Origin of the sequence: Candidatus Litorirhabdus singularis (assembly GCF_026262625.1) — a bacterium.
Taxonomy (GTDB): domain Bacteria; phylum Pseudomonadota; class Gammaproteobacteria; order Pseudomonadales; family Halieaceae; genus Litorirhabdus; species Litorirhabdus singularis.
In genome coordinates this window covers 622,376-644,106 of the sequence record NZ_SHNN01000002.1, presented here as the reverse complement: position 1 = coordinate 644,106, position 21,731 = coordinate 622,376, and the positions used below count along the sequence as shown (strand labels likewise).

Annotated in this window: 21 protein-coding genes; 14 read left to right on the top strand and 7 right to left on the bottom strand. The window is 54.9% G+C overall.

Annotated elements, in window-relative coordinates; translation table 11 throughout:
• Positions 1 to 2 precede the first annotated feature (2 nt).
• The 6 genes from EYC98_RS11285 (at position 3) to EYC98_RS11260 (ending at position 4,584) form a co-directional block, all read left to right on the top strand.
• A complete protein-coding gene (locus EYC98_RS11285) occupies positions 3 to 269 on the top strand; it encodes a YcgL domain-containing protein (RefSeq protein ID WP_279245446.1) in 267 nt (88 codons plus the stop codon).
• Positions 262 to 705: a YcgN family cysteine cluster protein gene (locus tag EYC98_RS11280; RefSeq protein ID WP_279245445.1), complete on the top strand. Its 444-nt coding sequence runs from the start codon at positions 262 to 264 to the stop codon at positions 703 to 705. Before EYC98_RS11285 ends, EYC98_RS11280 begins: the two co-directional genes overlap by 8 nt.
• A gap of 30 nt (positions 706 to 735) precedes the next feature.
• On the top strand, positions 736 to 1,104 hold the full coding sequence (locus EYC98_RS11275; protein ID WP_279245444.1) for a hypothetical protein: 369 nt from the start codon (positions 736 to 738) through the stop codon (positions 1,102 to 1,104).
• The gene (locus EYC98_RS11270; protein WP_279245443.1) at positions 1,104 to 2,480 is read left to right on the top strand and encodes a vWA domain-containing protein; all 1,377 of its coding nucleotides are present in this window, start codon (positions 1,104 to 1,106) and stop codon (positions 2,478 to 2,480) included. The genes EYC98_RS11275 and EYC98_RS11270 overlap by 1 nt, the downstream gene beginning before the upstream one ends.
• Positions 2,481 to 2,547: 67 nt before the next feature.
• A complete protein-coding gene (locus EYC98_RS11265) occupies positions 2,548 to 3,393 on the top strand; it encodes an AAA family ATPase (RefSeq protein WP_279245442.1) in 846 nt (281 codons plus the stop codon).
• A gap of 15 nt (positions 3,394 to 3,408) precedes the next feature.
• Entirely contained in the window at positions 3,409 to 4,584 is a 1,176-nt protein-coding gene (locus tag EYC98_RS11260; RefSeq protein WP_279245441.1) for a vWA domain-containing protein, read from the top strand.
• On the opposite strand, the gene EYC98_RS11255 is transcribed toward EYC98_RS11260, so the two are convergent.
• Together EYC98_RS11255 and EYC98_RS11250 are read right to left on the bottom strand one after the other, a co-directional pair.
• Positions 4,569 to 5,348 carry a TrmH family RNA methyltransferase gene (locus EYC98_RS11255; RefSeq protein WP_279245440.1) on the bottom strand — a complete coding sequence of 260 codons (780 nt, stop codon included), beginning with the start codon at positions 5,346 to 5,348 and terminating at the stop codon, positions 4,569 to 4,571. The genes EYC98_RS11260 and EYC98_RS11255 overlap by 16 nt on opposite strands.
• Complete coding sequence (locus EYC98_RS11250) at positions 5,348 to 6,268, bottom strand: IclR family transcriptional regulator (RefSeq protein ID WP_279245439.1); 921 nt, start codon at positions 6,266 to 6,268, stop codon at positions 5,348 to 5,350. Before EYC98_RS11250 ends, EYC98_RS11255 begins: the two co-directional genes overlap by 1 nt.
• Before the next feature lie 229 nt (positions 6,269 to 6,497).
• On the opposite strand from EYC98_RS11250, the gene EYC98_RS11245 reads away from it, so the two are divergent.
• Together EYC98_RS11245 and EYC98_RS11240 are read left to right on the top strand one after the other, a co-directional pair.
• The gene (locus EYC98_RS11245; protein WP_279245438.1) at positions 6,498 to 7,715 is read left to right on the top strand and encodes an ammonium transporter; all 1,218 of its coding nucleotides are present in this window, start codon (positions 6,498 to 6,500) and stop codon (positions 7,713 to 7,715) included.
• A complete protein-coding gene (locus EYC98_RS11240) occupies positions 7,693 to 7,974 on the top strand; it encodes a glutaredoxin family protein (RefSeq protein ID WP_279245437.1) in 282 nt (93 codons plus the stop codon). Before EYC98_RS11245 ends, EYC98_RS11240 begins: the two co-directional genes overlap by 23 nt.
• Here EYC98_RS11240 and EYC98_RS11235 read toward each other — a convergent pair.
• Entirely contained in the window at positions 7,971 to 8,405 is a 435-nt protein-coding gene (locus tag EYC98_RS11235) for a universal stress protein (protein ID WP_279245436.1), read from the bottom strand. The two genes, EYC98_RS11240 and EYC98_RS11235, sit on opposite strands and share 4 nt — an antisense overlap.
• 83 nt (positions 8,406 to 8,488) lie before the next feature.
• Between EYC98_RS11235 and EYC98_RS11230 the strand changes: the two genes are divergently transcribed.
• From EYC98_RS11230 to EYC98_RS11220, 3 genes are all read left to right on the top strand, one after another.
• Positions 8,489 to 8,950 (top strand): hypothetical protein, encoded by a 462-nt coding sequence (locus EYC98_RS11230; protein WP_279245435.1) that lies wholly within the window; start codon positions 8,489 to 8,491, stop codon positions 8,948 to 8,950.
• A gap of 85 nt (positions 8,951 to 9,035) precedes the next feature.
• Positions 9,036 to 11,762: a type I DNA topoisomerase gene (gene topA, locus EYC98_RS11225; protein WP_279245434.1), complete on the top strand. Its 2,727-nt coding sequence runs from the start codon at positions 9,036 to 9,038 to the stop codon at positions 11,760 to 11,762.
• Positions 11,763 to 11,821: 59 nt separating this feature from the next.
• Positions 11,822 to 12,070, top strand: a complete 249-nt coding sequence (locus EYC98_RS11220; RefSeq protein WP_279245433.1) for a hypothetical protein — start codon at positions 11,822 to 11,824, stop codon at positions 12,068 to 12,070.
• Positions 12,071 to 12,111: 41 nt separating this feature from the next.
• Here EYC98_RS11220 and lexA read toward each other — a convergent pair whose 3' ends face one another.
• Positions 12,112 to 12,714, bottom strand: coding sequence for a transcriptional repressor LexA (gene lexA, locus EYC98_RS11215; RefSeq protein ID WP_279245432.1), 603 nt, complete (start codon positions 12,712 to 12,714; stop codon positions 12,112 to 12,114).
• Between the two features lie 88 nt (positions 12,715 to 12,802).
• A complete protein-coding gene (locus EYC98_RS11210; RefSeq protein WP_279245431.1) occupies positions 12,803 to 13,120 on the bottom strand; it encodes a DUF6763 family protein in 318 nt (105 codons plus the stop codon).
• A gap of 289 nt (positions 13,121 to 13,409) precedes the next feature.
• Between EYC98_RS11210 and EYC98_RS11205 the strand changes: the two genes are divergently transcribed.
• Positions 13,410 to 14,150: an S-methyl-5'-thioinosine phosphorylase gene (locus tag EYC98_RS11205; protein WP_279245430.1), complete on the top strand. Its 741-nt coding sequence runs from the start codon at positions 13,410 to 13,412 to the stop codon at positions 14,148 to 14,150.
• Here the strand turns inward: EYC98_RS11205 and EYC98_RS11200 are convergent.
• A complete protein-coding gene (locus EYC98_RS11200; RefSeq protein ID WP_279245429.1) occupies positions 14,113 to 15,144 on the bottom strand; it encodes a CsiV family protein in 1,032 nt (343 codons plus the stop codon). The genes EYC98_RS11205 and EYC98_RS11200 overlap by 38 nt on opposite strands.
• Before the next feature lie 20 nt (positions 15,145 to 15,164).
• On the bottom strand, positions 15,165 to 18,629 hold the full coding sequence (mfd, locus tag EYC98_RS11195) for a transcription-repair coupling factor (protein WP_279245428.1): 3,465 nt from the start codon (positions 18,627 to 18,629) through the stop codon (positions 15,165 to 15,167).
• A 188-nt stretch (positions 18,630 to 18,817) separates the two neighbouring features.
• Between mfd and EYC98_RS11190 the strand changes: the two genes are divergently transcribed.
• Together EYC98_RS11190 and EYC98_RS11185 are read left to right on the top strand one after the other, a co-directional pair.
• Entirely contained in the window at positions 18,818 to 20,212 is a 1,395-nt protein-coding gene (locus EYC98_RS11190; protein WP_420887179.1) for a glyceraldehyde-3-phosphate dehydrogenase, read from the top strand.
• A gap of 173 nt (positions 20,213 to 20,385) precedes the next feature.
• The gene (locus tag EYC98_RS11185) at positions 20,386 to 21,729 is read left to right on the top strand and encodes a Na(+)-translocating NADH-quinone reductase subunit A (protein WP_279245426.1); all 1,344 of its coding nucleotides are present in this window, start codon (positions 20,386 to 20,388) and stop codon (positions 21,727 to 21,729) included.
• The last annotated feature ends 2 nt before the right edge of the window (positions 21,730 to 21,731 follow it).

Here is a 21,731-nt window from a genome sequence, read left to right as displayed (position 1 = left end):
CAATGCTGACCCAAATTTACAAGAGCTCGCGTAAAACTGAAATGTATCTTTACGTTGAAAAGAGTCGTGGTCTTGAGGCTGTGCCTGAAGCGCTGCTGAAAACATTTGGTGACCCCGAGCCGATTATGTTGCTGATGCTTGATGCCAAACGCACTCTGGCGCGAGTTGATGCTGACCTGGTGCGTCAAAGCTTGCAAGAACACGGGTATTTTTTGCAGCTACCACCGACGCCTACACAATTGCTGGCACGCGAGCGCAGTGATGGCTGAGTCGCGCTTCTGGGAGACAGTGCCGCTGGCGGAGATGAGCCAGCCACAATGGGAATCACTCTGTGATGGATGTGCCCGTTGCTGCCTGCACAAGCTCGAGGACGCTGACAGCGGCGAAGTGTTTTACACTGGCGTGCGCTGTCGCTATCTGGATGAGCAGGGCTGTCGTTGCTCGGATTATGAGCGGCGCTCGCAAATTGTACCCAATTGTGTGCATCTGCGGGTTGAGGATTTGACTGAGTATCACTGGCTGCCGGGTACCTGCGCCTATCGCCTTTTGGCAGAGGGCAAACCTCTGTTCGACTGGCACCCACTGCTTAGTGGCTCGCCGGACTCAGTGCACGAGGCGGGTATTTCGATTCGCGGTCGAGCGATCTCCGATGAATTTGTGCATCCTGACGGTTACGATGAGCACATCGTACATTGGGTGGATTAACCACTATGATTGTTAGATGGGAGGCGCTGTATGCAGACTGATCAAACCTATCAACTGGCGTGGGCGATTTATGTTTTTGGAGCTGCTGGGCTCGCGGGTGTTGCCGGTTATTGGGTAAGCCGCTGGGGTGGCTCCTGGGCCGCCGTATTCACAGCATTGCTGGTCTCGGCTGCGTTGTTGTTAACGCCGGCACGCGCCACCGAGGACACGTTGGCTCTGGCCCCGGCGCTTGTGGTCGCGGTGTTCGACGCATTGGCTATTGAATCTGCAGCTTTCGCCCGCGCAGGAACACCTTTGCTCTGGTGCATAGGGGCGTCTTTGGTACTGGGCTTTGTGATGATCATCGGGCGTCGCCTGAGCTTACGCGGGCGTGAGGCCGGGCCGATCGGAGACGCCTGATGAGCGCTCTGCGTAGTTGGTTGGTTGTGCTGCTGGTGCTCGGTGCTGGCAGTATGCTGTCGCCGCCGCTAGTGGCCAGCGAACGGCTCCCAGATGTGCGCTTATTGATCGATATTTCGGGAAGTATGCGCGAGTCGGACCCTGATAATCTGCGCGCGCCTGCTCTGGAACTGATGGTTAGGTTACTGCCAGACGGGTCTCGTGCCGGCGTCTGGACGTTCGGCGAACACGTCAATATGCCGGTGCCGCATGCCTTGGTAGATGAGCCTTGGCGCGAGCGCGCCTCTGCCGCGGTGGCAGAGATTGGTAATCATGGCTTGCTCACCAATATCCCTGAGGCACTGCGTGCCGCAACGTGGGATGCAGCGCGGCTGCACTATGATTACCAGACGTCGGTGATCTTGCTGACGGACGGTAAGGTGGAGGTGTCTGCTGATGGCGCAGAGAACGCCGCAGCCGCCCAGTTGTTGTTGGAGCAGACGGCGCGCGAATTTCGTGAAGCTGGCATCACAGTGCATACCATCGCGCTGTCCGCAGAGGCAGACGAGACCTTTCTGACCCAGTTGGCGCAGGCAACCGGTGGTCTGTCAGAACGCGTAGTCAGCGCGGAGCAGTTGTCTGCGGTATTTCTGCAGGCTTTGGATATTGCCGCGCCTACTGAACAGGTGCCGCTGTTTGGCGGGGAATTTCTAATTGATGCCTCTGTCTCCGAGTTTACCGCTTTAATTTTCCATGACCCCAATGTTGATGAGGTCGGTTTGGCCGGTCCCGATGGTCAGCAGTACAACGCTGGCAGCGACAATCCCGCGGTGGGATGGTTTCAACACCCTCGCTTTCAGTTGATCACGGTCAGCGAGCCTGCGGCTGGCGCCTGGTTGATATCGGCGCCAAGTGCCATTGCCAGAGTCAATGTGCTCTCTAAGCTCTCGTTGGAGATTGACGCGCCTCCCACAACGATGCCGGAAGGTCGTATTCCTGAGATCGGTATCAGTCTCACAGAAGCTGGCCGGGCGGTAACCGATGCTGAATTACTGGGCCTGTTGAGCCTGTCGATACAGGTCGAACGGCAGGACGGGGAGCGCTGGCAGTTGCAGGCTAGCGGTGCTGACGTGGACGGTGCCGGGGAAGTCCGCCTGCCGCTGACGATGCTAGCAGCTGCGGGGCGCTATCAAATTCAGGTACAAGCAGATGGCGGGAGCTATCAGCGCGAGGTCAATTTAATAACCGATGTATATGCACCGCCACCCGAGCTGGAGGCGCCGCCAGAAAGTGTCGATACAGGTTGGGTACCGGCTGGTTGGTTGCCGCCAGCGATAGTTTCGCTGCTCCTGTTGGTGCTAGTGGCAGTGTTTATGTGGCCACGCAGACGCCGTTAACCCCTTGCGTCAAAGAGCACGTCTAGGTAGGCTGGCACGCTGGTTTTTTGGAAGAAAGTGACTCAACATGAAATTTGAAGGTACGAAGCGCTACGTCGCTACTGATGATCTAAGCATGGCGGTTAACGCGGCAGTTACCCTGCAGCGGCCATTGTTGATTAAGGGCGAGCCTGGCACAGGTAAGACTATGCTGGCGGAAGAGGTCGCAGACGCATTGGGCATGCGCTTGATTCAGTGGCATGTCAAATCTACCACCAAGGCACAGCAGGGCCTGTATGAGTACGATGCGGTTTCCCGACTGCGCGATTCGCAGCTCGGCGATGGCAAAGTGCATGATATTGCTAACTACATCAAGCGCGGCAAGCTCTGGGAAGCTTTTGATTCAGAGGAGCAGGTGGTGCTGCTGATTGATGAGGTCGACAAAGCGGATATCGAATTTCCGAATGACCTGCTGGTAGAGCTCGACCGCATGGAGTTTTTCGTTTACGAAACCGGCGAGACCATCAAAGCCAAGAAGCGCCCGGTGATTATTATCACTAGTAACAATGAAAAAGAACTTCCCGACGCGTTTCTGCGTCGCTGCTTCTTCCACTTTATCAACTTTCCGGATCGCGACACCATGCGCCAGATTGTCGATGTTCACTATCCGAATATCGCCGCAGATCTGGTACAGGAAGCTATGGAAGTGTTCTTCGATGTACGCAGCATTCCCGGTTTGAAGAAAAAGCCAAGCACATCGGAGCTGATCGACTGGCTGAAGCTGTTGATGGCTGATGAGATACCCGACGAGGTGCTGAAGGAGCGTGACCCCAGTAAGGCGATACCGCCGTTGTATGGCGCGCTGATCAAGAATGAGCAGGATGTCCATCTGCTGGAGCGGCTGGCGTTTATGCATCGACGCGAAATGCGCTAGGGTAGCTGTCGAACCATGCTGATTAACTTTTTTCAGGGCCTGCGTGATGCAGGCGTACCGGTGACGACCAAAGAACTGCTGGACTTGCTGGAAGGTCTCAAGCAACGTATTGCGTTTGCTGATATTGACGAGTTTTACTATTTTTCGCGGACCTGTATGGTCAAGGACGAAAAGTACTTCGATCGTTTTGACCAGGCATTTGGCGCTCATTTCAAGGACTTGGAAGGTCTCGACGACATCATCGAGGCCCTCATTCCCGATGAGTGGCTGCGCAGTGAGTTTTTGAAGAATCTGACTGACGAAGAGAAGGCCAAAATTGAGTCTCTGGGCGGGTTGGAAAAGCTGATTGAGGAGTTCAAGAAGCGTCTCGAGGAGCAGAAGGAACGTCACGAAGGCGGCTCCAAGTGGGTTGGCACCGGAGGCACATCACCGTTCGGTCAGGAGGGCTTTAACCCTGAAGGAATCCGGGTCGGTGAGAACGGCAAGAACAAAAAGGCAGTAAAGGTTTGGGACAAACGCGAGTTTGCCAATCTGGATGACTCCGTTGAATTAGGCACCCGTAATATCAAGGTGGCACTGCGGCGTTTGCGCAAATTTGCGCGTACTGGCGCCACTGAGGAACTGGACCTGGACGATACCATCAGTTCCACCGCCCGCAACGCCGGTTTTCTGGATATCAAGATGGTTCCGGAGCGGCACAACGCGGTAAAAGTCTTACTGTTTTTCGATATCGGTGGCTCGATGGATCCGCATATCAAAACCTGTGAAGAACTGTTCTCCGCGGCGCGAACCGAGTTTAAGCATATGGAAAACTTCTACTTCCATAACTTTATTTATGAATCCATTTGGCAGAATAACGTGCGGCGACACAACGAGCGCACGCCTATGCTGGATGTGATGCACAAGTACAGCCACGACTACAAAGTGGTTTTTGTCGGCGACGCGTCGATGTCACCCTATGAAATTGTGCAACCCGGCGGCAGTGTTGAGCATTGGAACGAAGAGGCCGGTGAGCTGTGGATGCGGCGTATCACTGATACCTATGACAAAGTGATATGGCTTAACCCGGTACCTGAAGATGAATGGGAGTATACGCAGTCTATTTCCATGACCCGTCAGTTACTGGAGGGTCATATGTATCCACTGAGTCTGCGCGGGCTGGAAGAGGGTATGGCCTACCTGTCCAAATAGGCGATCAGGGCAGCGGTGACGGCGACATTCAGTGACTCGACACCGCTAGCCATGGGGATAGAGACCGTAGCATCAGCGAGCTGTCGAATTTCTGCCGAGACGCCTCGCGTCTCGTTACCGAGCACGTATACCACAGACCCGGTGTCGCCAGTGGCGGCATCCAGCAGACTGGTAGATCCCTCAGCCCCCAGCACACGTATCGCAAAGCCAGCTGCCTGACAGGCGGCAAGCCCCTTGCCCAGGTTCTCACAGCGCAGAATAGGCGCGCGATAGAGCGTGCCAGTGCTGGCCTTGATGGCTAGTGGTCCCAATTCAGCGTTGCCCCTTGCACTCCAGACAATACCATTGATTCCACCGGCTACTGCGGAGCGTACCAACATGCCAAGATTCTGCGGATTACTGATGCCGTCAAGTGCCAGCAGGCGTTGTCGCCCCTGCCGTGGCAACTCCAGATACTGTTCTAACTGCCTGAAACCGGGGCACACGATATCGGCGGCAACGCCCTGATCCTGCTTGCCATTGCGGGAAATTCTGGAGAGCTCACGCTTGCCGTGAAAGCAGACTTCGGCGCCGCGTTGAACCGCGAGTTCCTGCATTTTCTGCAATACCGCAGCCGGTTTATTACTGTCGGCCAGGTGTAAGCGAAAGCATTCAAGATTGGGGTCTTCCAATGCTTCCAGCACTGGATTGCGGCCGTACACGGTAATCATACGGTCAAAGAGGGCCTTACGGTCCTTGAACTCGGGAGAGTCCGGCACTGACATTAGTTGAGGTAACTGTCCTCGGGCGTGGCTTGTGCGCGCGCCCGCTGTGTTACCCGTTCAGCGGCATCACGCATACTTTGTGCAATGCTTTCAATCTCGCTGCCGGTGATGCTTTGGCCGAATGAACCTGCGGCGAAGCACAGCGCGGGCAACTGCTTATAGGCAAAAACAGGCACACTGATGGTGCTTACGTCGTAGCGTGAGCGCGGTTCTATGCGGTCCAGATGCACGTATTCATCGCAGAGTGCGCGCTGGTAGTTATGAGTGATTTCTTCCAGATCCTTCAGGTTCCAGGCATTCTGGATAAGCCGAAGATTTTCGTGTAATTCAGCCTCGGCCTTGGTTTTCAAGGTGACTTCGAAGCCGCGGGCACGAATCGAAATGACCGACATGCGAAGCTTTTGATCCAGCTTCTCGTTGTATTCACCGCGGGCTTCATGGGCCCGTTCAAGCCAGGCTTCAAGTTGTTTGGCAGGCGACCAGGCGGTGAAGCAGGCACCGACAGGGGCGGTGTTGGGTAGGCGCAGGCCGAGCTGGAACTGATCGATCAGCGAACTGGCTGAGGCGTATAGCGCCAACAGAACAACGTGGGTCTTGGAGCGGCCGGTTGCCGCGAAGCCTATATCAAACTCGTTCTCCAGACTTTCGAGCTCCGGGCGGGCATATTCCAGTACTGGAAACTGTGCGAATGCCGCATTACCTGCGGCTATTATGCTGGGCCCCAGGCGATAGGCTTTGGTTTTGGGGTGTTGCACCAAGAAGCCGTAATTGGCCATAGTCGTTAGGATGGCATGGCAGGTCGCCTTGTTCAGGTTCAGCCGGCGGGTCATTTCGGTGAGTCCGAATGCTTGCTGGGGATTGGCCATCAACAGGTCGAGGATGGCGAGCGCTCGCGCAGTGGGTTGAGAAAACAATGGCACCTACGTTATACCTCTGTTCGGTGTGCAAGCGGCGAGCCCAAAGGCGCCCGCGCTTCCAGTATGAATTATTAAACTTAGGGTTATGGTACTGCCATTGAATGGATACATCAAGGGTAGAAACCCGCGTCTTGAGGATTCCTACTTGTCCAGCGACGGTCTGTTCAGTACCCTATGTCGCGCAGCTATTTACTGCTAACAATAAAACACAAGTTTTCTTGAGGAAGCCCTTATGGATGGAGCAAATACCGCCTGGATACTGACGGCAACCGCGTTGGTACTTTTCATGACATTGCCAGGACTGGCCTTGTTTTATGGAGGGCTGGTGCGATCCAAGAATGTGCTGTCGGTCCTCATGCAGTGCTTTGGTATTGCCTGTGTCGCTTCTATTTTCTGGTATGTGATTGGCTACAGCATAGCCTTTGACGAAGGCTCGAAGTGGCTGGGTGGCTTTAACAAGGTTCTCCTATCCGGGGTCGGTGAAGATAGCCTTGCCGGTGACCTGCCAGAAACGGTCTTTGTCATGTTTCAGATGACGTTTGCGATTATTACCCCGGCTCTGATTATTGGTGGCTTTGCTGAGCGCACCCGCTTTGGCGCCGTGCTTATTTTCTCATTGCTGTGGCTGCTTGTAGTCTACGCTCCCGTGACTCACTGGGTGTGGGGCGGCGGTTGGCTGGGTGAAATGGGCTTACTCGACTTTGCCGGTGGTACCGTGGTCCACATCACCGCTGGAGTAGGCGCTCTGGTCGCGGCCCTGGTTATTGGTAATCGCCGTGGTTTCGGTGAAGTGCCTATGCCTCCTCACAACATGACGATGACCATCACCGGCGCCAGTATGCTCTGGGTAGGCTGGTTTGGCTTCAACGCCGGTAGCGCGCTGGCTGCCAATGGCGACGCGGGCATGGCGATGCTGGTAACCCATCTCTCAGCTTCCGCCGGGGCTTTCACCTGGATGGCCATCGAATGGATAAAGTACGGCAAGCCCAGTGCTTTGGGTATTGTCACCGGTATGGTGGCGGGACTGGGCACGATAACACCGGCATCTGGCTTTGTCGGACCCGGAGGCGCATTGGTGATTGGTGTGAGTGCCGGTATCGTGTGTTTTTATGCCACTCTTACGCTCAAGCAGAAGTTAAAAATAGATGACTCACTGGACGTATTTCCCGTGCACGGCGTCGGTGGGATGCTCGGAACTTTTTTGGCTGGCATTTTTGCCAGTTCCGGGCTCGGCGTGTTTTCAGGGCAGGGCCTTGCCGAGGGTGTAACCATCGCCCAGCAGCTCTCGGTCCAACTGTGCGGTATCGTGGCGGTAGGCCTTTACACCGCTGTAGCAACCTACATCATTTTAAAGCTGATTGGTTTTGTGACTCCACTGCGCGTTAACGAAGAGGAAGAGACCGAGGGGCTGGACACGGTTCTGCATAATGAGCGTGGCTACGACCTCTGATCTGACGCTATATAGCACCAGTGCCTGCCATTTGTGTGAGCAGGCGCTGGAACTGCTGCAACCGTGGTTGGCGCAAGGCATTACAGTGACGACGGTGGATATCAGTGCCGACGACGCGCTGTTCGAACGTTATGGCTGGTTGATACCGGTGCTGCGTCGTGGCGATGGCGGGGCGGAGCTTAACTGGCCGTTCACGCCAGCGCAGATTGCCGCATTGTTACAGGCAGCGGTGCCGTCAGCACCCTCTACCGGAGATTAGCTGCCTACGCGTACTGCCAGCACATCACAGGTGGCACCGTGCAGCACGCCGTTAGCTGTTGAACCCATCAACAAGGCCAGGCCGTAGCGGCCGTGGCTGCCGACTACGACGAGGTCGACGCCAAGTTCCTCGCCGAGAGCATGAATTTCAACTTCAGGCCGGCCCAATACAATGTGTCGATTAGCTTCCGTCACACCGTACTTCTCACCAAACGCAGTCAATTGAGTGCGTGCTTGTTGATGGATCTCTTCCTGAATTCCAGAAAAATCCATGGGGATATCGCCCCCGTAGGCAAAGCTCAGCGGTTCTATGACGTGGATGATGTGTAGCGTGGCGCCATAGGCATCGCGCAGAGCGGCGGCTTTGGCCGCAACTGCATGTGAATCTTCACTCAAGTCGACGGCCATTAACAATGTTTGGTAGTTACTCACGGCACTTCCTCATTAGGATCTGTTGAATACGTAATATATAACATAGTATAGCCCCTGCAAATGCTGCGCTAGGTCAAGTGCAGATGAAAGTGAGTGAGGTAGTAGTGACCTGGGTTCTGATTATTTTTGTGGTGATGGTAGCGCTTTCACCGTTGCTGAGTATGCGCCCTAGCCGGCATCAGCGTCATCTCGCCTCGCTGCGTGAACAGGCCGCATTGGCTGGCATGGTGGTACAGTTGCAGCAGCTGCCAGATATGCCTGACAGCGGTTTGCAGCCGTTTTACTCACGCCGGCGGCCGCGTGAAGACAAGCAGCCACATCCCAATGTAGTCTATCGACGTACAGCTCAGGGTTGGCTGATCGGACTCCGGGAAATACCACCTGAAGTGGCTGAGCCACTGGCTGCTATGCCAGAGGGGGTGAGCCACGCTAGTGCCTCTATGGCAGGTATCGGAGTGTTCTGGGATGAGACCGGTAACTCGGAGGATCTGAAGCTGATTGATAGTCAGCTACGACGCCTTTTGGGCGAGCCTCCGGTGAGCTGAATGACACGTTACACACAATTTTCCTTGACCCGTGCTGGTTCAAGTCTTATATATGTCGCCTTTTGCACGCACCTCTTGAGGGAATATGGGTAAATCACTGGTCATCGTCGAGTCTCCCGCTAAAGCCAAGACTATCAATAAGTATCTGGGCAACGATTTTGTGGTCAAGTCCAGCATTGGTCACATTAGGGACCTGCCAACAGCTGGCAGTGGTAAGAGCGCTGTCGACCCCAAAGAGCGGGCTCGACAGGCAGCGATTACCCGCAAACTGTCGCCTGAGAAAAAGATCGAGCACAAGAAACAGAAAAGTCGGGCGCAGACCATTAAGCGTATGGGCATTGATCCCGAGAAGAACTGGCAGGCGCACTATGAAATTCTGCCTGGCAAAGAGAAGGTTGTCTCGGAGCTACAGAAGTTGGCGGCTGACGCTGACACCATCTACCTCGCGACTGACCTTGACCGTGAGGGGGAGGCGATTGCCTGGCACTTGCGCGAAGCCATTGGCGGCGACGATACGCGCTTTCAGCGGGTAGTCTTCAATGAAATAACCAAGAAGGCGATTCAGGATGCCTTCAAATCACCTGGTAAGCTGGATACCGATCGCGTCAATGCCCAGCAGGCCCGACGCTTTCTGGACCGGGTCGTTGGTTACATGGTGTCACCGCTGCTGTGGGCTAAGGTAGCCCGGGGCTTGTCGGCTGGCCGAGTGCAATCGGTTGCGGTGAAATTGATCGTCGAGCGTGAACGCGAAATTCATGCTTTTATTCCTGAGGAATATTGGGAAATTCATGCTGATTTGTTGTCCGGCGCCAGTGACGAAGTCCGCTTTCAGGTGCGCAAGCACGGTGGCGAAAATTTCCGCCCAGGGGATGAGACCACTGCGATGGCAGCTGTCGCCGAGCTGCAAAAATCGGAATATCGGGTTCGGCTGCGTGAAGATAAGCCAACCAGCTCACGTCCTTCGGCTCCCTTCATTACGTCAACATTACAGCAGGCGGCCAGCACGCGTTTGGGGTTCAGCGTCAAGAAGACCATGATGATGGCGCAGCGTCTGTATGAGGCCGGCTACATAACCTATATGCGAACTGACTCAACCAATTTGAGTGCTGACGCAGTGCAAACCTGTCGCGATTATATCCAGAACAATTTTGCGCCAGAGTATCTTCCAGAAGGTCCGCTGCGTTACTCCTCCAAGGAGGGCGCTCAGGAAGCACACGAGGCGATTCGTCCATCCGACGTTAATGTGATGCAGCATCAACTGCAGAACATGGAGCGCGACGCAGAGCGGCTATATGAGTTGATTTGGCGGCGTTTCGTGGCTTGCCAAATGATGCCAGCACGTTATTTATCAAGCACCTTAACGATCGGAGCTGGAGATTTCGAACTCAATGCCAAGGGTCGAATCATCAAGTTTGATGGTTACACCAAGGTGTTGCCGGCTGGCGGTAAAGCCGCCGAAGATACGGTATTGCCTGATATTAATGAGGGCGAAATACTTAATCTCAAAGAATTACTGCCCGCGCAGCACTTTACCAAACCGGCAGCGCGCTTCGGTGAGGCCAGCCTGGTGCGTGAGTTAGAGAAACGCGGCATCGGCCGGCCCTCCACCTACGCTTCGATTATCTCGACGATTCAGGATCGCGGTTACGTGCGTCTGGAGAACAAGCGCTTCTATGCCGAAAAGATGGGTGATGTGGTAACCGAGCGCCTGCAGGAGAGCTTTACCGAGCTGCTCGATTATGGGTTCACGGCAGGCATGGAAGAGCGCCTTGATGAGGTTGCCGAAGGCAAGCTGGAATGGCGTGCCTTGTTGGACAGCTTCTATGCTGACTTTTCGGAACAGATGCAAAAGGCCGAGCAACCAGAGGGTGGGATGCGTACCAATGAGCCCACCATGACTGATATTGAATGCAGTCAGTGTGGGCGCCCGATGCAGGTTCGTACCGCCAGCACCGGTGTCTTCCTGGGTTGCTCCGGTTATGCGCTGCCGCCAAAAGAACGCTGTAAATCGACGATAAATCTGACTTCGGGCGATGAAGCTGTCAGTGAGGATGCTGACGAAGAGGCAGAATCGCGGCAACTGCGTACTCGGCATCGCTGCCAAATCTGCAACACTGCCATGGACAGTTACCTGATAGACGAAAAGCGCAAGCTACACGTCTGCGGTAATAACCCTGACTGCAGTGGCTTTGAAGTAGAGCAGGGTGCCTTCAAGATTAAGGGTTATGACGGACCGGTGCTTGAGTGCGACAAATGTAGCGCTGAAATGCAGCTCAAGACCGGGCGCTTCGGTAAGTACTTTGGTTGCACGGCGGAGGAGTGCAAAAACACCCGCAAGCTGTTGCGTAACGGCGAGGCCGCTCCGCCTAAGATGGACCCCGTGCCGATGCCTGAATTGGCCTGTGAGAAGGTCGAGGATACCTACGTGCTGCGAGACGGCGCGGCGGGCATGTTTTTGGCGGCCAGCGGTTTCCCGCGTAATCGTGAGACGCGGGCCCCATTTGTGGATGAGATTTTGCCTCACCAGCAGGAGATCGATCCCAAGTACGGTTTCTTGTTCTCCGCGCCGGTGACAGACCCTGATGGCAATCGCAGCCAGATTCGTTTTAGTCGCAAGACTAAAGAGCAGTATGTGATGACTGAGGTCGACGACAAGCCCACTGGTTGGCGGGCCTTTTATCACGGCAACACATGGCAGCAGGAAATTCCGCCCAAGAAAAAGCCGGCAGCCAAGAAGAAGGCAAAACCTAAGAAAAAGGCGGCGGCAAAGAAAAAATCTGCAGCTGCGAAGCAGAAAAAAACCTCGGCCTGAGCCTCTGGGTCAGGCCGCTTATGATAGAATCACTCATCGCATAGGATCAGGGGAACCCTTTGAGCTCATCGTTCTTGGAAATAGTCGAACTCGCCAATGGCGACGTGGCGCTGCAGCGTGCCGAGGAAGATGGAGAGCCGTTGGTGGTTATTCAGTTTTCCGAGGAGTCCCGGGTATACCTGATGGACTCATCGTTGGAAGTGGCCCGGGTTATGATCCAGGCCGGTATTCAGGCGGCGGCTTCAATGGCTGAGCACGAAGGCCTGGAGCTAGAGGAAGCAGATGAGGTGCCACGCACGGTTCATTAAAAAGTGCGGTCGTGGGGCAGCGTGCGCCTGTCATTCTTTAACTAGCAGCCGCGTCGTAGAACCCCAACACTGAGTCCTTCTATGGCAAATTCAACCTCTCCCAGGTCCACTTCAATGGGCTGATAATCAGCGTTCTCTGGCAGCAGTGTCAGATGACGGTTGGATTTACCTTTTTGCAGGCGTTTTACGGTGACTTCATCGCCGATACGCGCGACCACAATATCGCCGTTCTTGACATTACTGGTGCGATGCACGGCCAGCAAGTCATCATCATGAATGCCAACATCAATCATGCTGTCGCCGCTGACCCGCAAAAAGTAGTCTGCTGCGGGCTTGAAAAATGCCGCCGGTAAGTCGCAATATTCCTCAATATGCTCAATCGCCAATACCGGGCTTCCAGCGGCCACACGGCCAATAACCGGAATGCCCTGGCTCTCGGGCAGACGGATACCACGCGAAGCGCCAGGTACCATTTCGATAGCGCCCTTACGCGCCAGAGCCTTGAGGTGCTCCTCAGCAGCGTTGGCTGATTTGAAACCTAATTCTCGCGCGATATCGGCGCGTGTGGGAGGGAATCCGGTGTCCGATATATGACGGCGGATCAGGTCTAATACCTGTTGTTGTCGGTTAGTCAGGTTTTCCATCACAGCGCCTCACAGGGCACGGGCCCCGTCAATTAGATGCTGTGATTATATACAGGCTGTTTATATATACAAGTACTGCGCTAGCGTCTCAGATATCTTCAACGCCGCAGCTGTACTCCGGCTCAATGCCATTAACGGGGCCTGACCAGTCCTCGGGATGGAAGGGCAGGTCGGGGTCGTGTACATCGTCACCATCTAGCTCAAAAGGCGTGCGCCAATCCTCTGGTGGTTCACAGCGCGTCAACGTCAGCTCGCGCCATGATTCGAGTTCGTATTCACTGACCTCGCCGTCCAGGTACTGAGTCTCTATTAGCAGGGTTTGAATATCCCATGCCACTACTTCAAAAATCGCCCCGTTCTGGACGTCCCTGTACCATTCGCCGATAAGAGGTGGCAAAAGTTTCATGTCTGTCTCCCAATAACGCTGTTGCCATTTTGCGTGCTGGTAACAGTCGCGTCACTGTTAAGATATCAAAACGAGTGGGGCTGTCCATTAGCGCCAAAGGTAATTAGCAGCCCCGTTTACATTGATAATTGGTCTACGTAAAAAGACTTTTGGTAGCTTATCAATGGCTTAGCAGAAGCTGGTCTGGTCTCCGCGCGCTGTCGGTTGGTTTTTTAGCTTGTCAGGCTATTAACACCTAACCTATAAATGCGAAAATTGTATAAACAGATGAACATTGAGAGGCACAGTTGTGACGACTACAGCAATTATTGGCGGCACTGGACTGAATCAGCTACCGGGTTTCACTCCATTGCAGGAGTTTACGGCAGATACGCCCTGGGGTGCCCCCTCACACCCGATACAGGCAGGAAAGTTGAACGAGTGCCAGGCCTATTTTCTCGCACGTCATGGCGTGCCGCATCGATTGCCCCCGCATCTGATCAACTACCGAGCGAATCTCTGGGCCCTGCGCGAACTCGGCGTGACTCAGGTGGTTGCAGTCAACGCGGTGGGGGGTATTAGCGCGCCCATGGGGCCAGGTATTTTGTCGGTGCCCGACCAGCTGATTGACTACACGTGGGGCCGGCAGCATACCTTTTACGATGGCGGCGAACTTGGTCTGGAGCATATTGAGTTTACTCAGCCTTATAGCCATCGTGTGCGCGAGTGCCTGCTTCAGGCAGCGCTTGATGCCGGTGTGGAATGTCTCGACGGAGGTGTATACGCTGCCACACAGGGCCCCAGACTGGAGACCGCGGCGGAGATTAGGCGGCTGGCTCAAGACGGATGTGATGTGGTCGGTATGACCGGCATGCCTGAGGCGGCATTAGCGGCAGAGTTAGGGCTTGATTATGCGGCCTTGTGTATCGTCGTCAATTGGGGAGCGGGGCTTGATACTCAGCCCATTACCGAAGCGGCAATGCACGAAATTCTGCAGCAGCAAGCAGTCAATGTTAGCGGCTGGCTGCAACGGTTTTTGCTACGCCAGTAGGGTCGGCCACTGCTGCCGTGGCGTCAGATGCTGCCTGTGGATCGATAAACGGCAAGAATTCATAAGGCGTTACAGTGACAATGATACCCACCAGCGGATGGTCTATAAAGTGTACTTCGCTGCTGCGCATACGCCGTCGCTGCGTTACCTGAACCGGTTGAGCAAAATCGTACCAAGGGCTGCTGGGTAGAGCCAGAGCGTCTGCCAGTTGTTGCGCAGAAACGACTTCTGATCCAGCCATTAACGGCTCATCAGGCGCCATACTAAAGTCCATTTCACTGGTTTCAATACGAAATTGCCAAGCGGCAGTGCTTGATGCCTGCACCGGTGGTGGTGGCGGTGACAGATAGCGTCCGCGACCTTGACCTGAGGCCTCGATGTTCACCCAAAGGTCGGTTTCGATGTGTAAATAGCGCGAGACATGCAACAGAATGCTGCCCTGAAGTACCGGATAGGCCCCGCGTTTCTCGTCGCTGTCCAGCACCATGGCGATGCTTCGATCACGCCCGCGCATCGGCTGTAGCCAACTTTCATGATAGAGCAGATGCAGGTCAGCGCTGCGTCGAATGAGATCTACCTCATCTCGAAATTGTTGAGCGCTGGCGGGTAGTCTTGAGAACGCGGCGGGAACGGACAATTTATACACGGCCGTCGCCGTGCTGTTCGAATCTGCCGTCGGTGCCAGTACTTGAGCATTACGCTCCAGCTCGCCTACCTCCTGCCAGAGGCTCTCCAGACTCCGCTCCCAAAACAAGTCTATGGGTTCAGCGGCGGCGGTTTCAAGCGTAACAAATTCCATGTCGCGAGCAGCATTGTTGTCGGTGGTGATGTCTTCTAGCGCCTGCATGTAGTCCGGGTAACCCAGCTCTGGATAGATGGGCCATTTCTCATTGGTGCGTGGCGTGAGGTAATTGAACACCAGCAATTCGACCTGATACCAGTTGGTATCGTGCTGGGCACTGCTTGAGCTCGACCAGGCCATACACAGCATCATCAGCAGGCACGCCTGACCTCTCACGCTGCGGCTTCGCTGCTGTCTGGGCTTATCTTTTCTATTAGCTGTTGTACGAATTGGTATCGCTCCTCAAACTCGGGAAGTTCACTGTCAAAGCGCAAGCGGGTGCCACCCACCAGACGATAGATATGTGGTTCTTTTTGCACCAGTTTCACCAGTGCCAGCGGGTCGACCTGCGTGTTGTCTGCAAAGTCCAGACTGCCACCGCGATCTCCTGCCTCTATTTTGGTAATACCGAGCGCGCTAGCCAACAGTTTTGTTTGTGTAATTGTGAACAGGTTGCGGGTAGCTTCCGGTAAAAGACCGAAGCGGTCAATCATCTCTACCTGTATCTCGCGCAAATCACTATCGTCGCGGGCGCCGGCGATGCGTTTGTAGAGTACGAGTCGGGTATTGATGTCAGGTAGGTAGTCATCTGGAATCAGTGCCGGTATGCGCAAGTTAACTTCGGTATCGCGCCTGCCGTCGTCATCAATATCCGGGATCTCGCCATTGCGTAACGAGGTGACCGCGCGTTCCAGCATGTCCATATATAAGCTGTAGCCAACACTGTGGATTTGTCCGCTCTGATCTTCGCCGAGCAATTCTCCAGCGCCACGAATTTCCAGGTCGTGGGTTGCCAGTAGATAGCCAGCGCCGAGATCACCGGCAGCCTCAATCGCGTCGAGTCGCTTTTCTGCGTCAGTGGTAATGGCAGAGCGGGGCGGGCACAGCAGGTAAGCGTACGCCTGATGGTGCGAACGCCCGACACGGCCCCGGAGCTGATGCAGTTGCGCCAGACCAAAGCGATCGGCGCGTTCAATGATGATGGTGTTGGCGCTGGGTACGTCGATACCGGTTTCGATAATGGTAGTGCACAGCAGTACATGGAACTTCTGGTGATAGAAGTCGGACATCACCTGCTCCAATTGCTGTTCGCGCATTTGTCCGTGGGCAACCGCTACTCGCAATTCTGGCACTAGCTCGCGTAATTTGCGTGCTCGCTCCTCAATGGTTTTTACTTCGTTGTGCAGATAATAGACCTGGCCGCCACGCAGGGTTTCTCGCAGTACCGCTTCCTTAATCAGACCAATGTTATGTTCGCGCACAAAGGTCTTTATAGACAGTCGGCGCGCAGGTGGCGTGGCTATAATGGATAGGTCGCGCATACCACCCAGTGCCATGTTCAGGGTTCTGGGTATCGGCGTTGCGGTCAGCGTCAAGATATCGACCTCGGCACGCAGTGCCTTGATCGAGTCTTTTTGTTTGACCCCGAAGCGGTGTTCCTCATCAATAATAAGGAGCCCCAGATCCTGATAGGTCACACTGCTATTGAGCAGCTTGTGAGTGCCAATCAGGATATCAACTTTCCCGTTCTTGACCCGCTCCAGAATAGCGCTTTGTTCTGCCGCGCTACGAAAGCGCGACAGCACTTCAACTTGCACTGGCCAGTCGGCGAAGCGATCACTAAATGATGAGTGGTGCTGCTGTGCCAGCAGGGTGGTGGGAACCAGTATCGCAACCTGACGTGCATTCTGTACCGCGATAAAAGCGGCGCGCATCGCTACTTCCGTTTTCCCAAAGCCGACGTCGCCACAAACCAGTCTGTCCATGACTCGCGCACTGGTCATGTCATCCACGACGGCCTTAATAGAATCCACCTGATCCGGGGTTTCCTCGAACGGGAAGGCGTCACTGAACTGCTCGTAGGGCCCGGGTTCGAGTTTGAACTGATAGCCTTCTTTAGCCTCTCTGCGCGCGTATATCTCCAGTAGCTCAGCGGCCACATCGTTAACTTTCTCCGCCGCTTTCCGGCGTGCCTTCTGCCAGCTATCACTGCCGAGACGGTGCAGTGGTGCTATTTCGGGATCAGCTCCGGCATAGCGGCTGATCAGATGCAGGGATGCCACTGGCACATAGAGTTTTGCACCCTCTGCATAGGCTAGCGCAATAAATTCAGTGAGCTGCTCGTCCACATCCAGTGATTCAAGTCCCAGATAGCGGCCCACACCATGATCAAAGTGCACGACGGGCACGCCTGGGCGCAATTCGTTGATGTCTCTGAATGCATTGGCGGTTTGCGCTGCGCTGGTTTCGCGGCGCCGGCGCTGGGCGATGCGGTTGCCAAATAGCTGTGCTTCGCAGATAAGTGTTGGCGCATCGTCACCAAAATATACTCCGCGATCAATAGGTGCGGTGCTAATGCCGAAGTCAGCACCGGCGCTGATAAACTCGTCCCACCCGGCGTACTCGGTTGGGTGCAGTTTAAGCTCAGCCAGAGACTCCAACAGAATCTCACGCCGACCTGCCGATTCCGCGCACAGTAAAACAGGGCCATGGTGCTCCTCAACGAAGTGCGCGATCCGCAGCGCAGGTGAGCGAGCGCTCTGGTCCAGGCTGAGGTCCGGCGGTGGTAGAAGCCCTGGAGACATATGAGTAGGGGCGTCTGGTTCGGTGCGCAACTCCAGCAAATGATGTTGGCCCAATTCGCTGTAGAGTTCTGCCACGGTTAAGAAACCGCGCGTAGGCGGCAGCAGCGGGCGGCGCGGGTCGACGCCATATTCCTCAAAACGGTGCGTGATCTCAGACCAGAAATGTTCAGCGGCAGAATGGTGGGAGCCGATGGCGCTCACCTGGCAGTCGTCAGGTAAGTAGTCAAATAGAGTTGCGCAGTGTTCAAAGAATAGCGGCAGGTAGTATTCGCAGCCGCCGGGTATCCGTCCCGCGCCGACTTCACTGTACATGGGGCAGGCGTCGTGATCGACGTCGAAGGCCGCCAGCCAATTGTCCTGAAAGCGCATAATTGAGCGACGGTCGAGGGCAAACTCTCGAGCCGGCAGCAGGTCAATAGCATCAACTTGCTCGATGGTGCGCTGGGTCTCCGGGTCAAAGGTGCGCAGTGTTTCTATTTCGTCATCCAGCATATCGATGCGAAAGGGCAGCCGACTGCCCATAGGGTATATATCAAACAGTGAGCCGCGCATTGCGTATTCGCCATGCTCAAAGACCGTATCGACACTGCGGTAGCCATTGCGCTCAAGCCGTCGGCGGAACTCCTCAAGGTCCAGCTTCTGGCCCAGCTCTAGTACCAGGCTATAGCCGGTGACGTATTCGGTGGGCGGCAGGCGATGCATGAGTGTGCTGATTGGCACCACCACAATGCCACCTTGCAGGTTGGGTAGGTGGTAAAGCGCGTGTAGTCTTTCGGAAACAATATCCTGATGCGGCGAAAAATTATCGTAGGGCAGAGTTTCCCAATCCGGGAACCGCAGAATCGAAAGATCGCGGCCACGGCCGTAAAAATCGAGTTCGCGCAGTAACTGGCTGCCACCCTGACCGTCCGAGGTGATGACTAATTGCAGCGGGCCGCTTTCTGCACGTTCGACGATCAGGCGCGCGGCAGCGCTACCGTGAACGGGTCCAATGGCGGTACGGGAGTGTTCAGGTGCTGCTTGGGCTAACTGTTGCAGGAGTTCATTAAACATTTATTTACAAACTGTGACGGGAATCTCGGGCGCGTATTGTAGCTAGCTTGCGCCGGCGCCACCATACGAAGATAATACCGGCTCAAAGACCCCCCGACTTACAGGATGATACGGTGAACGATCAAACACGCGAGCGCCCGAGTGATTATTTCAAGGACTGGAAAGAGCGTGAGGCTCTGGCAGAGGCCATGATTCCACTGGTGGGGAAGTTATCCCGCGAGAACAGCGTTAAAACCTATATCTATGGGCATTCGCTGGTTAACCGCTCGGTGCTGGACCTAATGCAGGATCACCGTTACGTCCGCCAGATCGAACAGAATGAATTGTCAGAATACGAGACCTATCCCGTCATCAAAGCGCTTGCCAGCCTCGATTTGGGCACTGCGCACATTGATGTGGGCCGTATTGCGGTTGATTATGAAGCTGAAGGCCGTCCGGCAGGACTGAGCGTTAAGAAGTACGTTAAACAGGTCGTCAGTGAGCTGATAGGCAGTAATGCCAAACCCGTCGTTAAGCCACGCGATGTTGTGCTATACGGCTTTGGTCGTATCGGCCGACTGATGGCGCGTTTGCTGGTTGAGAAAGCAGAGGGCGGAGATACGCTGCGGTTGCGCGCCATTGTGGTACGCAGGGGTAAGGCAGCCAACGATTTGGTCAAGCGCGCCAGCCTGCTGCGCAGAGATTCAGTACATGGTCCGTTTGATGGGACTATCCGAGTTGACGAAGAGCGGCAGTCTTTTGTTGCCAATGGTAATGAAGTCAAGGTCATCTACGCCAATTCCCCCGCCGAAGTGGATTACACCGAATACGGCATCGAAAACGCTATTATTATTGATAACACCGGTATGTGGCGTGATTCTGAGGGGCTCTCTCAGCACCTGCAGTGCAAAGGTGCGAGTAAAGTGATTCTTACGGCGCCTGGTAAGGGCGAGATGAAGAACATCGTACACGGCATTAATGATGAGGAGATCATGGATTCTGACGACATCATTTCTGCAGCATCGTGCACCACCAATGCCATAGCACCGCCTCTTAAGGCGCTGGATGATGAATACGGCATCATCACAGGCCACGTTGAAACTGTGCACGCTTATACCAACGATCAGAACCTTATTGATAACTACCACAAGGCCGATCGACGCGGTCGCAGCGCCGTTCTGAATATGGTTTTGACAGAGACGGGCGCTGCCAAAGCGGTTGGCAAAGTGTTGCCGCAGCTGCTGGGCAAGCTCACAGGGAACGCTATTCGCGTGCCCACACCGAATGTCTCTATGGCGATTTTGAATTTGAGCTTAAAGCAAGAGATTACGGCTCAGGAATTGAATGAGTACATGCGCGGAGTGGCCTTGCATTCACCGCTACGCAAACAGATTGATTACTCGAATTCCCCGGAAGTCGTGTCCAGTGACTTTGTCGGCTCCCGCCACGCCTGTGTCTTTGATTCCGAAGCTACCATCGTCAATGGCAAGCAGGCAGTCATTTATCTGTGGTATGACAATGAGTTTGGTTATAGCTGCCAGGTGTTCCGGATTCTTGAGCAAATGGCCGGTATTCACTACTCGAGCTACCCCAAAGTCGACTGAGTTGGCGTCGGGAGCGGGCCAGATGCCGTGCTACCTGCAAAAACTTGTGCAAAATCAACTGTGTGACGCCGATCCTGTGGCGCAACGCGGGCGAATTCCTTATAATGCGCGCGATTTGGGACGGTCACTTCCCACTCCATTCACATTTGTTAACATTCGCACAGGCATTTGCAATGATAAAGCTTAAGCGGGGTATGGATATTCCCATATCCGGTCAGCCGGAGCAGGCCATAGACGATTGCGCTCCGGCACGGTCCGTGGCCTTGGTCGGCTTTGACTATGAGGGCATGAAGCCCACCATGGCAGTTCAGGTCGGCGACAGCGTGAAAAAGGGTCAAGAGCTCTTCACCGACAAGAAAAATCCTGGTATCTCTTTCACTGCACCTGCAGCCGGGACAATTGCCGCGATTAATCGTGGTTCCAGGCGAGTATTGCAGTCGGTAGTCATTGATGTCGACGGTGATGAGGCCGTGCGCTTTACCCCAGTGAGCGCAGAGCAGGCCCGCAGCCTTGATGCCCAGGCCGTGCGACAGCAACTGCAGTCGTCCGGGCTCTGGACGTCACTGCGTACACGGCCTTTCAGTAAGATTCCCGCCCATGACGCTGCGCCGGCTGCTATTTTTATTAGCGCTATGGACACCCATCCCTTGGCGGCTAACCCGGCGCTGGTCATTCAGGAACAGGCCGAAGCCTTTGCTCTGGGTCAGGATCTGCTGGCCATGCTCAGCGACGGTAAAGTCTATGTCTGCAGCGCCGCGGGCAGTGAAGTGCCCGCCGGAACCAGCAACAAACTCGAGGCGCAACAATTCGCCGGACCGCATCCAGCCGGGTTACCGGGCACGCATATTCATCATTTGATGCCAGCCAGCGTTAACCGTACAGTGTGGACTGTCGGCTATCAGGACGTGATTGCCATAGGCCGTCTGTTCCTCGATGGTGAGATTTATACCACGCGGGTGATATCACTCGGTGGCCCACAAGTGGAGCGGCCGCGTTTGTTGCGTACTCGCTTGGGCGCTGACTTGCAGGCGCTTTGCGCGGGTGAGTTAAAGTCCGGTGACAATCGTATTATTTCAGGCTCTGTTCTTGGGGGCCGTAAGGTTCAGGCAGGCACTGCTTATCTGGGGCGTTACCACAATCAGGTATCGGTATTGTTAGAGGGTCACCACCGCGAGTTTATGGGTTGGCTTTCACCCGGCGCCAGCAAGCACAGCAGTCTGGGGATTTACTTGACCAGCATACTGCCGCGCAAGTTGCTGCCAATGACCACAACGACCAATGGCAGCGAGCGCGCGTTGGTGCCGACGGGCAGCTACGAGAAGGTGATGCCGCTGGATGTGCTGCCGACCCAACTACTGCGAGCGCTGGTAGTGGGTGATACCGAAACTGCACAGAGTCTTGGTTGTCTTGAGTTGGAAGAAGAAGACCTGGCGTTATGCAGTTACGTATGCGCAGGTAAATATGAATACGGGCCGATTCTGCGGGATAACCTCAACATGATAGAAAAGGAGGGCTGATC

Excerpts from the sequence above, each read along its gene's own strand:
- EYC98_RS11285 (WP_279245446.1), top strand. The coding sequence starts at position 3 with ATGCTGACCCAAATTTACAAGAGCTCGCGTAAAACTGAAATGTATCTT.
- EYC98_RS11280 (WP_279245445.1), top strand. The coding sequence starts at position 262 with ATGGCTGAGTCGCGCTTCTGGGAGACAGTGCCGCTGGCGGAGATGAGC.
- EYC98_RS11275 (WP_279245444.1), top strand. The coding sequence starts at position 736 with ATGCAGACTGATCAAACCTATCAACTGGCGTGGGCGATTTATGTTTTT.
- EYC98_RS11270 (WP_279245443.1), top strand. The coding sequence starts at position 1,104 with ATGAGCGCTCTGCGTAGTTGGTTGGTTGTGCTGCTGGTGCTCGGTGCT.
- EYC98_RS11265 (WP_279245442.1), top strand. The coding sequence starts at position 2,548 with ATGAAATTTGAAGGTACGAAGCGCTACGTCGCTACTGATGATCTAAGC.
- EYC98_RS11260 (WP_279245441.1), top strand. The coding sequence starts at position 3,409 with ATGCTGATTAACTTTTTTCAGGGCCTGCGTGATGCAGGCGTACCGGTG.
- EYC98_RS11255 (WP_279245440.1), bottom strand. The coding sequence starts at position 5,348 with ATGTCAGTGCCGGACTCTCCCGAGTTCAAGGACCGTAAGGCCCTCTTT.
- EYC98_RS11245 (WP_279245438.1), top strand. The coding sequence starts at position 6,498 with ATGGATGGAGCAAATACCGCCTGGATACTGACGGCAACCGCGTTGGTA.
- EYC98_RS11240 (WP_279245437.1), top strand. The coding sequence starts at position 7,693 with ATGAGCGTGGCTACGACCTCTGATCTGACGCTATATAGCACCAGTGCC.
- EYC98_RS11230 (WP_279245435.1), top strand. The coding sequence starts at position 8,489 with ATGAAAGTGAGTGAGGTAGTAGTGACCTGGGTTCTGATTATTTTTGTG.
- topA (WP_279245434.1), top strand. The coding sequence starts at position 9,036 with ATGGGTAAATCACTGGTCATCGTCGAGTCTCCCGCTAAAGCCAAGACT.
- lexA (WP_279245432.1), bottom strand. The coding sequence starts at position 12,714 with ATGGAAAACCTGACTAACCGACAACAACAGGTATTAGACCTGATCCGC.
- EYC98_RS11210 (WP_279245431.1), bottom strand. The coding sequence starts at position 13,120 with ATGAAACTTTTGCCACCTCTTATCGGCGAATGGTACAGGGACGTCCAG.
- EYC98_RS11200 (WP_279245429.1), bottom strand. The coding sequence starts at position 15,144 with ATGATGCTGTGTATGGCCTGGTCGAGCTCAAGCAGTGCCCAGCACGAT.
- mfd (WP_279245428.1), bottom strand. The coding sequence starts at position 18,629 with ATGTTTAATGAACTCCTGCAACAGTTAGCCCAAGCAGCACCTGAACAC.
- EYC98_RS11190 (WP_420887179.1), top strand. The coding sequence starts at position 18,818 with ATGATTCCACTGGTGGGGAAGTTATCCCGCGAGAACAGCGTTAAAACC.
- EYC98_RS11185 (WP_279245426.1), top strand. The coding sequence starts at position 20,386 with ATGATAAAGCTTAAGCGGGGTATGGATATTCCCATATCCGGTCAGCCG.